This is a genomic window from Pseudomonas sp. NFACC13-1, assembly GCF_900104425.1.
Taxonomy (GTDB): Bacteria; Pseudomonadota; Gammaproteobacteria; order Pseudomonadales; family Pseudomonadaceae; genus Aquipseudomonas; species Aquipseudomonas fluorescens_AA.
On the sequence record NZ_FMXV01000038.1, the window covers coordinates 41,247 to 53,447 of the forward strand.

General features: G+C 61.2%; 10 protein-coding genes and 1 pseudogene. 2 read left to right on the forward strand and 9 right to left on the reverse strand.

Annotated features, from left to right (window positions below):
• Nucleotides 1-8: 8 nt before the first annotated feature.
• The 3 genes from BLQ55_RS29020 to kdgD all read right to left on the reverse strand — a co-directional run bounded on the left by BLQ55_RS29020 (nt 9) and on the right by kdgD (nt 3,948).
• The gene (locus tag BLQ55_RS29020; RefSeq protein WP_092204988.1) at nt 9-1,373 is read right to left on the reverse strand and encodes an MFS transporter; all 1,365 of its coding nucleotides are present in this window, start codon (nt 1,371-1,373) and stop codon (nt 9-11) included.
• An 85-nt stretch (nt 1,374-1,458) separates the two neighbouring features.
• On the reverse strand, nt 1,459-2,904 hold the full coding sequence (locus BLQ55_RS29025) for an aldehyde dehydrogenase family protein (RefSeq protein WP_092258893.1): 1,446 nt from the start codon (nt 2,902-2,904) through the stop codon (nt 1,459-1,461).
• Nucleotides 2,905-3,036: 132 nt separating this feature from the next.
• Entirely contained in the window at nt 3,037-3,948 is a 912-nt protein-coding gene (kdgD, locus tag BLQ55_RS29030) for a 5-dehydro-4-deoxyglucarate dehydratase (RefSeq protein WP_014336610.1), read from the reverse strand.
• A 287-nt stretch (nt 3,949-4,235) separates the two neighbouring features.
• Here kdgD and BLQ55_RS29035 point away from each other — a divergent pair, with 287 nt between their 5' ends.
• Entirely contained in the window at nt 4,236-4,619 is a 384-nt protein-coding gene (locus BLQ55_RS29035; protein ID WP_060739178.1) for a hypothetical protein, read from the forward strand.
• A gap of 147 nt (nt 4,620-4,766) precedes the next feature.
• Here the strand turns inward: BLQ55_RS29035 and BLQ55_RS29040 are convergent, their stop codons facing one another.
• From BLQ55_RS29040 to BLQ55_RS29055, 4 genes are all read right to left on the reverse strand, one after another.
• Nucleotides 4,767-5,513: a FadR/GntR family transcriptional regulator gene (locus BLQ55_RS29040; RefSeq protein WP_060739179.1), complete on the reverse strand. Its 747-nt coding sequence runs from the start codon at nt 5,511-5,513 to the stop codon at nt 4,767-4,769.
• A gap of 277 nt (nt 5,514-5,790) precedes the next feature.
• A complete protein-coding gene (locus tag BLQ55_RS29045; RefSeq protein ID WP_072410830.1) occupies nt 5,791-7,518 on the reverse strand; it encodes an ABC transporter ATP-binding protein/permease in 1,728 nt (575 codons plus the stop codon).
• A 251-nt stretch (nt 7,519-7,769) separates the two neighbouring features.
• On the reverse strand, nt 7,770-8,330 hold the full coding sequence (locus BLQ55_RS29050; RefSeq protein WP_003177957.1) for a response regulator transcription factor: 561 nt from the start codon (nt 8,328-8,330) through the stop codon (nt 7,770-7,772).
• A complete protein-coding gene (locus BLQ55_RS29055) occupies nt 8,327-9,586 on the reverse strand; it encodes an ATP-binding protein (protein WP_092258896.1) in 1,260 nt (419 codons plus the stop codon). Before BLQ55_RS29055 ends, BLQ55_RS29050 begins: the two co-directional genes overlap by 4 nt.
• Before the next feature lie 404 nt (nt 9,587-9,990).
• Here BLQ55_RS29055 and BLQ55_RS29060 point away from each other — a divergent pair, with 404 nt between their 5' ends.
• Complete coding sequence (locus tag BLQ55_RS29060) at nt 9,991-10,707, forward strand: SIMPL domain-containing protein (protein WP_092204986.1); 717 nt, start codon at nt 9,991-9,993, stop codon at nt 10,705-10,707.
• A gap of 186 nt (nt 10,708-10,893) precedes the next feature.
• Here the strand turns inward: BLQ55_RS29060 and BLQ55_RS29065 are convergent, their stop codons facing one another.
• Together BLQ55_RS29065 and BLQ55_RS33025 are read right to left on the reverse strand one after the other, a co-directional pair.
• Nucleotides 10,894-11,286 (reverse strand): DUF6124 family protein, encoded by a 393-nt coding sequence (locus BLQ55_RS29065; protein WP_092258899.1) that lies wholly within the window; start codon nt 11,284-11,286, stop codon nt 10,894-10,896.
• Nucleotides 11,287-12,031: 745 nt separating this feature from the next.
• Nucleotides 12,032-12,201 (reverse strand): annotated as a pseudogene (locus BLQ55_RS33025) (IS481 family transposase); the annotation flags it as partial.

Here is a 12,201-nt window from a genome sequence, read left to right on the forward strand (position 1 = left end):
CCGCTCCTTCAGGATTTCGCTTCAGACAGGCTGGAGATCTCGGCATCCTTGGCCGTCGGTTCCTTGAGTACCACACGCTTGATCGGCCCTACGATGACCAGGTAGCTGAACACCGCCACCAGCGCGTTGCAACCGACAAACACCAGTGCCCACTTGAACGAACCGGTGGCGCTGATGATGTAGCCAATGACGATTGGCGTAGTGATCGATGCCAGGTTGCCGAAAGTGTTGAACAGTCCACCGCTCAAGCCGGCGATCTGTTTTGGCGACGTGTCGGACACCACGGCCCAGCCCAGTGCGCCCACGCCTTTACCGAAGAACGCCAGGGCCATGAAGCCCACCACCATCCATTCGATGTCCACGTAGTTGCAGGCCACGATGCTGCTGGAGACCAGCAGGCCGCCGATGATCGGCGCTTTGCGAGCGAAGGTCAGCGAGTGGCCCTTGCGCAGCAGGTAGTCGGAAATCACCCCGCCCAGCACGCCGCCGATAAAGCCGCAGATGGCCGGCAAGGACGCGATGAAACCGGCCTTGAGGATAGTCATGCCGCGCTCCTGCACCAGGTACACCGGGAACCAGGTCAGGAAGAAGTACGTGATGCCGTTGATGCAGTACTGGCCCAGATAGACACCGAGCATCATGCGGTTGGTCAGCAGTTGGCGGATGTAATCCCACTTCGGACCGTCGGTTTTCTTGTCCTTGCCTTTGTCCTGGTCCATGTCGACCATCGCGCCATTGGCGGCGATGTGATTGAACTCGGCTTCGTTGATCATCGGGTGCTGGCGCGGGCTGTAGATCACTTTCAGCCAGATCAGCGAGAACACGATGCCGATCACGCCCATCACGATGAACACGTGCTGCCAGCCGAAACGGTAGACGATCCAGCCCATCAGCGGTGCGAACAGCACGGTGGCGAAATACTGCGCCGAGTTGAAGATCGCCGAGGCGGTGCCGCGTTCCGCGGTGGGGAACCAGGCGGCGACGATCCGTGCGTTGCCCGGGAAGGACGGCGCTTCGGCCAGCCCAACCAGGAAGCGCAGCATGAACAGCGCAACCACGGCCGTGGACATGCCGAATTCACCCACATAGCCTTGCAGCACGGTGAACAGCGACCAGGTGAAAATGCTCAAGGCATAGATTTTTTTCGACCCGAAACGGTCGAGCAGCCAGCCGCCGGGAATCTGCCCGGCCACATAGGCCCAGCCGAAAGCGGAGAAGATATAACCGAGGGTGACGGCATCGATGCCGAGGTCTTTTTGCAGGCTGGAGCCTGCGATGGCGATGGTGGCACGGTCGGCATAGTTGATCGTCGTCACCAGGAACAGCATGAGCAGGATCAAATAGCGGACGTGTGTCGGCTTGCTCGCTTGCATGTAAATGTACTCCCACTATTTATTTTTATGCGGGTCAGCAGATTGTGACGCCAGGGCGGGATCACCCGCCCTGGCGGTGTCGCACTTACGATCCGATGTAAGAAGTTTTAACCACGGTGTAGAACTCTTGCGCGTAGCGACCTTGCTCACGCGAACCATAGGACGAACCTTTGCGCCCGCCGAACGGCACGTGGTAATCCACGCCGGCGGTCGGCAGGTTGACCATCACCATGCCCGCCTGGGAATGGCGCTTGAAGTGGTTGGCATACTTCAGCGAGGTGGTGGCGATACCGGCGGACAGACCGAACTCGGTGTCGTTGGCCATGGCCAGCGCCGCCTCGTAGTCGGCCACGCGCACGACGTTGGCCACCGGGCCGAAGATCTCTTCGCGGCTGATGCGCATCGACGCTTCGCTGTCGGCGAACAGGGTCGGCGCCAGGAAGTAACCTTCGGTATCGCACGTCACCAAACCACCACCGCTGACCAGCCGCGCGCCTTCGCTCTGGCCGATGTCGATGTACTTCAAGTCCTGGTTGAGCTGGGCTTCGGAAACCACCGGGCCGATGTCGGTGCCGGTCTTCAACGCATGACCGACCTTGATCGATTGCATGCGCTCGGCCATGGCCGCAACGAACTTGTCGTGGATGCCGGCGGTGACGATCAGGCGACTGGAGGCCGTGCAACGTTGGCCGGTGGAGTAGAACGCGCTCTGCACCGCCAGCTCGACGGCTTGCTTGAGGTCGGCGTCGTCGAGGATGATCTGCGGGTTCTTGCCGCCCATCTCCAACTGCACCTTGGCCTGGCGCGACACGCAGTTGACCGCGATCTGCCGGCCCACGCCCACGGAACCGGTGAAGCTGATGCCGTCGACTTTCGGGCTGTTGACCAGGACTTCACCGACGACGCGGCCACTGCCCATCACCAGGTTGAACGCACCGGCCGGGAAGCCGGCGCGGGAAATGATCTCGGCCAGGGCCCAGGCACAGCCCGGCACCAGCTCGGCCGGCTTGATCACCACGCAGTTGCCATAGGCCAGGGCCGGGGCGATCTTCCACGCGGGGATGGCGATCGGGAAGTTCCAGGGGGTGATCAGGCCGACCACACCGAGGGCTTCACGGGTGACTTCGACGTTGACGCCCGGGCGCACTGACGGCACGTAATCGCCCGACAGGCGCAGGCATTCACCGGCGAAGAATTTGAAGATATTGCCGGCGCGGGTCACTTCGCCGATGGCTTCAGGCAGGGTCTTGCCCTCTTCCCGGGCCAGCAGTTGGCCGAGTTCTTCGCGGCGGGCGAGGATCTCGCTGCCAACTTTGTCCAGGGCATCGTGACGGGCCTGGATGCCCGAGGTCGACCAGGCCGGGAAGGCGGCGCGGGCGGCTTCGATGGCGGCATTGACTTGCGCTGCGTCAGCCTTGGCGTATTCACCGATGACATCGGACAAGTCAGACGGGTTGATGTTGGTGCAATAGTCGGCACCGGCCACCCACTGACCGTTGATGTAGTTATCGAAACGCTTTGAATCTGCCACGGAGCTACTCCTTCTACAAAAGCTGTCTAGGGACGCAAAGCGTCCCTGGTGGCATTCCCACGGGGAGCGTGGGAACGAACAAACCACCTTACGCAAAAAGCCGCTGATCACTCAGCGGCCTCGGCGGGTCTGTTACTGCTTGCCTTGCTTGTCGATCAGCGCGGCCAGGGCTTCGTATTCTTCTGGCAGCAGGTCGGTCAACGGCGTGCGCACAGGGCCCGCGTCATAGCCAACGATCTTCGCGCCGGCCTTGACGATGCTCACCGCGTAACCGGCCTTGCGGTTACGGATGTCCAGGTAAGGCAGGAAGAAGTCGTCGATGATTTTGCCGACGGTCTCGTGATCGTCGCGGGCAATGGCGTGGTAGAAGTCCATCGCGGTTTTCGGGATGAAGTTGAACACCGCCGAGGAGTAGACCGGCACGCCCAGGGCCTTGTAGGCCGCGGCGTAGACTTCAGCGGTCGGCAGGCCGCCCAGGTAGCTGAAACGGTCGCCGAGGCGACGACGGATCGACACCATCAGTTCGATATCGCCCAGGCCATCCTTGTAGCCGATCAGGTTCGGGCAGCGCTCGGCCAGTTGTTCCAACTGAGTGGCGTTCAGGCGGCAAACGTTGCGGTTGTACACCACCACGCCGATTTTTACCGATTTGCACACGGCTTCAACGTGGGCGGCAACGCCGTCCTGGCTGGCTTCGGTCAGGTAGTGCGGCAGCAGCAGCAGGCCCTTGGCGCCCAGGCGCTCGGCTTCTTGAGCGTATTCGATGGCCTGGCGGGTGGCACCGCCAACACCGGCGAGGATTGGCACGCTGGTGGCGCAGGTATCGACGGCGGTCTTGATGACCTGCGAATACTCGCTGGCGGCCAGGGAGAAGAATTCACCGGTGCCGCCCGCTGCGAACAATGCAGAGGCGCCATACGGGGCCAGCCACTCGAGGCGCTTGATGTAGCTGTCGCGATTGAAATCGCCTTGGGCAGTGAAATCGGTGACCGGGAACGACAGCAGGCCAGACGAGAGGATGGACTTCAGTTCTTGTGGATTCATTATTCGAACACCCTGGGACGCAAAATGTGTGTGAGATGGTTAAGCTTCGGCCAGAAGTTGTAGGTCATCGTACAACTTAAATAATCTGCGTCAACTGCATTTCGTCATCGAAGGGTAAAAAGGCAGACAAACCGTTCGTCAGCACTGTCGACTCTGCCAGTAGGCGTGACGGTGTGTTGGAGGCATAACGCAGCAGTGGCCGTGCGACCGCCCGGCCAGTGTTTTCTGGCTTGCTATCTAACAGTGAGTCACCGTATGCGCACGGTCGCCTCACAGGGAGAGACACCATGGCGAACTTTGCACTGCCCATCCTCACCCAGTTCTCAGGCAACAAACCCGCCGAGAAGGTCACGATCAACCTGTCGAAGCTGGGGGCCAATCTGGAAGTCCAGATTCCTGACTCGAATGAAATCTCCGCCGATTGGTCGGTCTACCCGATTCTCGGTGCCAACAAGGATCATCCCGACTGGTCCGGCCAGCAGGTGGCGGCCGGCACCTGGGACGATGCCAACGACGGCATGGTGAAACTGACGGGGCTGAAAGTCACCGTACCCAAGGCAGAACTGCAAAAGTACCTGGGCCGACAGGTTGAACTGCGCTACCGGTTTGCCAATGAATCGGGGTATGACTTGTATTCCGATCCGTCGGTGAAGTTGAAGATCGAGCCCTAGGCGCCCAGGCACAGCGGCGGTTGACCGGACGCCATCGCGAGCAGGCTCGCTCCCACAGGGGGATTGTGGCGGACCTGAATCCAGTGATCACAAGAAATCACTGTGGGAGCGAGCCTGCTCGCGATAGCGGTGGCTCGGCTGGTCAGATCAACCTTGGGCCTGGGCCTCTTCATGGGCCTGGCGCAGCCTTTCGCGGCTGTTGGTCAGGTGCAAGCGCATGGCCGCACGGGCCGCGTCAGAGTCCTGGCGGGCGATGGCTTCATAGATTTCCTCGTGCTCGCGGCTCAGGCGATCCATGTAGTGCTGGTGGTCGTCGTGGGCCAGGCGCGCCGAGTTCAGCCGGGTACGCGGGATGATGCTAGTGCCCAGGTGGGTCATGATGTCGGTGAAGTAGCGGTTGCCGGTGGACAGGGCGATTTCCAGGTGGAAGGCGAAGTCCGAGGCCACCGCATCGCTGGCGTGGGCGGCGCTTTCCTTCAAGGCGTCGAGGGCGGCGCGCATCGTCGCCAGTTGCTCGTCGCTACGGCGCTGCGCCGCGAGCCCGGCGGACTCCACTTCCAGGCTGATGCGCAACTCCAGGATCGCCAGCACGTCCCGCAAGGTGACGACCGTGGCCGGGTCGATGCGAAAACCGCTCGGGCTGGGCGTGTCCAGCACGAAGGTGCCGATGCCATGGCGGGTTTCCACCTGGCCGGCGGCCTGCAACCGGGAAATGGCCTCGCGCACCACAGTACGGCTGACACCATGGGCTTCCATGATCGCCGACTCGGTGGGCAATTTATCGCCACGCTTGAGCAGGCCGTCGCGAATCTGCTCGGTCAGCACCGTCACCAGCTCCTGCGCCAGGCTGCGGCGCTTGCGGGGAAGGCGGGGTATGTCGATCGGGTTTTCCATTGTGTCTGTGTCTCGGCAAGCGGCTGAATGACAACATCATAGCGCAACGTGGTTGTACGATCACCGTGGGAGCAGTGGCGAGTCGAGGGCTGACACCTAGTCGCCTTCATCGCGAGCAAGCTCGCTCCCACATTGGATCGGTTGTAGACATGAACATCCGATTCACCACAAACCCTTGTGGGAGCGAGCTTGCTCGCGATGGCGGTGAGTCAGCCACATCAATATCAACTGATACATCGCTATCGCGAGCAAGCTCGCTCCCACAGGTTTTGGGTGTTTATGCTGTCACGGTGCGCTCCACCAGTTGGCCATTTTCGATACGCACATGTCGCGGATGGAAACGTTTCAAACTGCTTCGGTGGCCGACGCTGACGATGCTCAGGCCCGGCAACTGGTCGATCAGCGCCTGATACAGCGTCGCCTCGTCTTCTTCGTCCATCGCCGACGTGGCTTCGTCCATGTACAACCATTGCGGTGCATAAAGCAATGCACGGGCAAAGGCCAGGCGTTGCTGCTCGCCAGGCGAGAGCATGCGCTGCCAGTGGTTGCTTTCATCCAGCCGCGGGATCAGGTGCGGCAGGCGGCAGGTTTCCAGCACCTGTGCATAACGTTCGTTGGGGTAGACGTCGCCAGCCTGTGGATAACTCAACACTTCCCGCAGGCTGCCAATGGGCAGATAGGGCTTCTGCGGCAGGAACAGGTAACGCGCCGCCGGAAGCCGGATCGTCCCGTGCCCCGCAGGCCACAAATGCCCCATCGCGCGAAACAGGGTCGATTTACCACTGCCGGAACGACCGCTGAGCATGACCCGCTCGCCCGGCGCCACGCTCATATCGGCGTTGTCGAGCAGATGACGACCGTCGGCCAGATCCAAGCCGAGGTTATGAACCGCCAACGCGCTCCCCTGGTTCTGCACATCGATGGCCGGCACGCGGTCTTCGTTGTCACTCATGGCCTGGCGGAAGCTCAACAGACGATCGCAGGTGGCGCGCCACGCGGCAAGGTCGGCGTAGGCGCTGATGAACCAGCTGAAGTTCTCCTGCACATTGCCGAACGCCGAGTTGATCTGCATGAGCTCGCCCAGTTGGATCTTGCCGGCGAAGTAGCGCGGCGCGGCCACGATGAACGGGAAGATGATCGCGATCTGGCCGTAGCCGGAGGTGAAGAACGTCAAGCGTTTGGACACCCGCATGATGTCCCAGAAGTTATGCCAGACCAGGCCGAAGCGCCCGCTCAGGCGGCGGTTCTCGTTCGGCTCGCCGTTGTACAGCGCAATGCTCTCGGCGTTTTCACGCACCCGGACCATGGAGAAACGCAGGTCGGCTTCGAAGCGTTGCTGGTTATTGTTCAGCCCGATCAGGCGTCGGCCGATCAGGTGCGTCAGCCAACTGCCCACCGCCGCATACACCAGGGCGCACCAGAACATGTAGCCGGGGATGGTGTAGCCGAACACTTCGATGCTGCCGGACACGCCCCACAAGATGATCGAGAACGACACCAGGCTGACCACGGTGCGCAGCAATCCCAGCCCCAGGCCCAGGGTATTGGTGGTGAAACTGTTGAGGTCTTCGGAAATCCGCTGGTCCGGGTTGTCGGTATAGCCGCCCTGCTCCAGCCGGTAGTAATTCTTGTTGCCCAGCCAGCGGGCGAAATGCTGCTCGGTCAGCCAGGCCCGCCAACGAATGGTGAGCATCTGCGTGAGGTACAAGCGATAGACGGCGCCAAGGATCGCCACCGCCGCGATGCCGCAGAAATACAGGATCAACTGCCAGAACGCCGCGCTGTTCTTCTCCTGCAGGGCGTTGTAGAAATCCTTGTACCAACTGTTGATCCACACCGAGATCGCCACGCTGAACAGCGACAGCGCGATGACGGCGATCAACAGCGTCCAGGCCTTGCCCTTCTCCTCACTGCGCCAGTACGGCGTGGTCATTTGCCAGACACGGCGGAAAAACTGCCCGCGCACCGCGTCATTGACCGCGGAATATTCAGCGTTCTGATTCATGGTTAAGGCTCTATAAAGAAAAGAACTAGTGTCATGTTTCGCAAATACGTTTCTTTTTGACGAGTGGCTGTTGTCGTCAGGCAAGGCGCCGCGACGAGTCATAGCCCGCTATGGCGAGGAGCGGCAACGCAGCATGACGGCAACAGACGCCGTCAAAAAGGAACAGTATTTGTGATACATGACGCTGGGGCCGATCATAAAGCAACGGCCCGATATGTCGCGAGGGTGGACAACACCTGTTCAGCGCAGGTTCAGCGACGCACGGGACGCTTTTGCAATTTGCGCTGCAGGGTCCGCCGGTGCATGCCCAGGGCGCGGGCGGTGGCGGAGATATTGCCTTCGTGCTCGGTCAGCACCCGCTGGATGTGCTCCCATTGCAGGCGATCCACCGACATGGGGTTTTCCGGCACCAGGGTGTCGAGGTCGGCGTGCTCGGACAACAGCGCCGCCAGCACGTCATCGGCATCCGCCGGTTTGCACAGGTAATTGCAGGCGCCGCGCTTGATGGCCTCGACCGCCGTGGCGATGCTCGAATAACCGGTGAGGATCACCACGCGCATTTCCGGGTCCAGCTCCAGCAACTTGGGCAGCAGCACCAGGCCGGAATCGCCATCCATTTTCAGGTCCAGGGCGGCGTAGTCCGGCAGGTCGGCCTGGGCGATGGTCAGGCCTTCCTCGGCGGAACCGGCGGTGCTGACGCGAAAGCCGCGACGGGACATGGCCCGGGCCATGACGCGGGTAAACGTGGCGTCGTCATCCACCAGCAACAGGTGCGGCAGTTCTTCGCCGTCGACTTGGATCTCGTCACTCATGTTTCGTCTCCTCGGTCGGCATGGGGCAGGCGCAGCTCGGTGAGCGTGCCGCCTTCCTCATGGGGGTAGAGTTTCACCGAGCCGCCGGCGCGTGTCACGCTGGCTTTGCTCAAGAACAGGCCCAGGCCGAAACCTTTGCCCTTGGTGGTATAGAACGGCTTGCCGATCTGCTCGGCAATCGCCAGCGGCACGCCGGCGCCGTGGTCGCGAATGCAGATGGTCAATTCATAAGCGTTCCAGTCCAACGCCACTTCCAGGTTGTCGGGACAGGCATCGGCGGCATTGTTCAGCAGGTTCAACAGCGCCTGGGTCAGGTCTGGCGGCGGCGCCATGCGCGGCACCACGCCCTTGCCCAGGCACTGGAAGCGATAACTGGCTTCCGGGCGCATCAGGTGCCAGCGGTTCAGCGCATCGTCGAGCCAGAAGGTGACTGCCTGCATGTCGATGTCCAGCCGCCGATTGGCCTCGGCGGCACGCACCAGGTATTGCAGGGTTTCCTTGCAGAGCTTGACCTGGTCCTGAAGCACGCTGAGATCGTCCTGCAGTGCCGGGTCGTGATGGTCCTGGCGCATTTCCTTGAGCAGCACGCTCATGGTCGCCAGCGGTGTGCCCAGCTCATGGGCGGCACCGGCAGCCTGGGTTGCCACGGCCAGCAATTGCTCGTCCCGCAGGCCCTCTTCACGGCGGATGGCCCGCAGTTCTTCCTGGCGGCGGAGCTCCTCGGCCATGCGCGCGGCAAAAAACGTGATGACCGCCGCCGCCAGGGCAAAACTCAGCCACATGCCGTAGATCTGCAGGTTCTCCCGGGCGATGGGAAAGGTTTCCAGCGGATAGAACCGCGCCAGCAGCAAGGTGTACAGGGCCAGGGCGATGCCGGAAAGGATCAGCGAAAACCGCCACGGCAACGTCACCGCGGCGATGGTCAGCGGCACCAGGTAATAAGAGACGAAGGGGTTGGTGGAGCCGCCGGAGAAATACAGCAGCGCGCTGTGGATAAACAGGTCACACGCCAGTTGCACCGCATATTCCAGCTCGGTCACCGGCCACGAGGCACGCAGGCGAATCGCCGTCAGCGCGCACAGCACGCTGGAACAGACCAGAGTGATCGCCAACTGCAGCCAGGGCAGCGGCAGCAGGTCGAACCAATAGGCGAGCCCCACGGAGCCGGCCTGGGCCGCCAGGACCAGAATACGGATGAATGTCAGACGCCAGAGGTTCTGGCGGGAAGCGGAAGTCATTTGCAAAGGGGCGAGCATGAGCTCTCCTGATGAGCGCTCCAGGCGGATCGCACGGAGTATAACCAAGGCGCGGGTTGCAGCGGCAGATATGCGGCAAAGCGCCACAGCTCTCAATGCTGCATATACCCCTTGTGGCGAGGGAGCTTGCTCCCGCTGGCCTGCGTGTAGGAGCTGCCGAAGGCTGCGATCTTTTGATCCTTCGCTCACGACTCAATTAGCCGGAACAAGATCGCAGCCTCGTTGCACTCGTCAGCTCCTACGACGTATTCCAGCGGGAGCAAGCTCCCTCGCCACGGGGCTCTTCATTGGCTTCAGGTATCTGTATAGAAGTTGTAACTGTGCGAACCCACCCATAAAAGCTAGAGTCTTATCCTTCACGCAGGCCCGGACCTCACCCCTGCGCCTCATCCCAAGGAGCTTTCATGCACACGTTCAGTCGCCCCGCCGCCCTGCTCGCCTTCAGCCTCGGCACCGTCGCCAGCCTGCCGGCCCTGGCCGCCGACGAGCTTCACTACAACCAGATTTCCCTGCGCGCCGAAGCCAGCCAGGAAGTGGCCCGTGACCTGATGATCGTCACCCTCTACACCGAAGAACAGAACACCGACCCGGCCAAACTCGCCGCCGCGATCACCACCACGGTGAACAAAGCCATTGGCCAGGCTAAAGAGGTCAAGGACATCACCCTGCGCCAGGGCAGCCGCAACAGCTACCCGATCTACGACAACAAAGGCGGGAAAATCACCGGCTGGCGCGAACGCGCCGAACTGCGCCTGGAAAGCGCCGACTTCGCGGCACTGTCCAAACTCACCGGCGAGCTGCTGGGCGACATGAAGATGGGCGGCATGGACTTCGCCATCGCCACCGCCACCCGCCAGAGCAGCGAAGACGCCCTGCTCAAAGACGCCGTCAACGCCTTCAAGGCCCGCGCTCAACTGGCCACCGAAGCCCTGGGCGGCAAGGGTTACAAGATCGTCAACCTGAACTTCAATACCAACGGCTACCCACAACCGTACATGCGCCCGCAGATGATGATGAAAGGCGCGTCCATGGATGCTGAGTCCGTGACACCTGACGTGGAAGCGGGCACCAGCAAGGTGACGATGACGGCGGATGGGGTGGTTGAGGTGTTGTTGCAGTGATGGTTGTCTGACAGAGACATCCAGCCCAGTGAAACACCCTTGTGGCGAGGGGATTTATCCCCGTTGGGCTGCGCAGCAGCCCCAAAGGCAGCGACTCAATCTACCTGACACACCGAGGTGTCAGGCCTGGGTCTGCTTCGCAGCCCAGCGGGGATAAATCCCCTCGCCACAGGACGGTGCCCGACCTTAAGTGGGCGGGCAGGCCGAACTGGCCGGTGTCTCGACCTGATCCAATGCCTTGTCCACCAGCAACTGGCACAGCTCCACCAACTGATGAATCCCCAACGCCACGCTCCGACGCGTGCCCTCCACTTCGAAAGCCAAGTCCTCGGCCATGGCTTTTATCGAGGCCAGGGTTTCCGAGGTGCTGGTGAGCAGCGTATCGGTGTCGGCTTTGGCGGTGACTGAAAACAGGCTATCGATGCGCTGATCGGTGCTTGGCTCCGGTTTTTTTGGATTCAGGTAATGATCGAGGGCACGCTCGGCGGCGGCGCGGTCTTTGAGTAGGTCTTCGATGGCGTCGAAGCCGGAAAGGGGATTGGTTTTGTTGAAGGGTGGGTCGGGGACTGGCTTATCCATTGATTTGTACCTATTTAGTGATGAGGACCATCACTTGCCGTTTCTCACTCGGCAAAGTGGTGGCAGCTATGTGCAGGGGTGAGAAATCCGAGAATAGGTACTCGGCCAGACCGAGGCCTGCCCGCACACAGCCGCCATAACGCATTTACTACAGGCAGCGGATAAGCTGGCGGCAATTATGCAGGTACAGAGGCTGGATGCCTATTATTCGGGTTTCTCACGCCCGGTCGCTGAATGGCAGCGACACGCAAAAGGTTAGAGAGCCCACTTCCGAGGGACAACCTTAAAAGCTTGTCGGATCTTTCGTTCTGAGGAGCAGATCCGTCCGACACCTCTGAATGATTTATACAGCCTTCCGACCCACCGCAAACCCCGTGGCAAGGGAGGTGTATTGCTTCAACCAGTGAATCGGGTACACCCGAGGGAACCAGGCCGGCTGTCAGGCCGCCTTCGCGGGCAAGCCCGCTCCCACAGGGGAAACGCGGTCTCCATCAAGAACCAGGTCGGCTATAACGCCGCCTCGGCGGGCTTTTGATCTGGGGGCCCCGTTGACCACGCTGGCCGAACGCAGGTATTGCGCAGTGGGCATCCCGGCATGGATGCCGGGATAGCCGCGCTGGGCCATGGATGGCCCTTCGCGGCGGGCCCACGGAGCAATGCCGGAGTGAGGGCACACCGAGCCTAGGCGAGGTGCCGAGTGGTGGGGCATGTACGGGACAACCACATGGGTTACAAAAAAGTGCATTCACATAGGTGACACTTTTATTGAAACATAGCCGTTCTTTGCGTCCCTGGCATTGACGTGACCTAGGATCACCGGACCGAAGATCACATTCCATACCCCGTCCTTGATCATCTCCATTCCAATGTTCTGATGCCTGAGCAGATTCCCCACGTATATCCGCAGACCGGCTC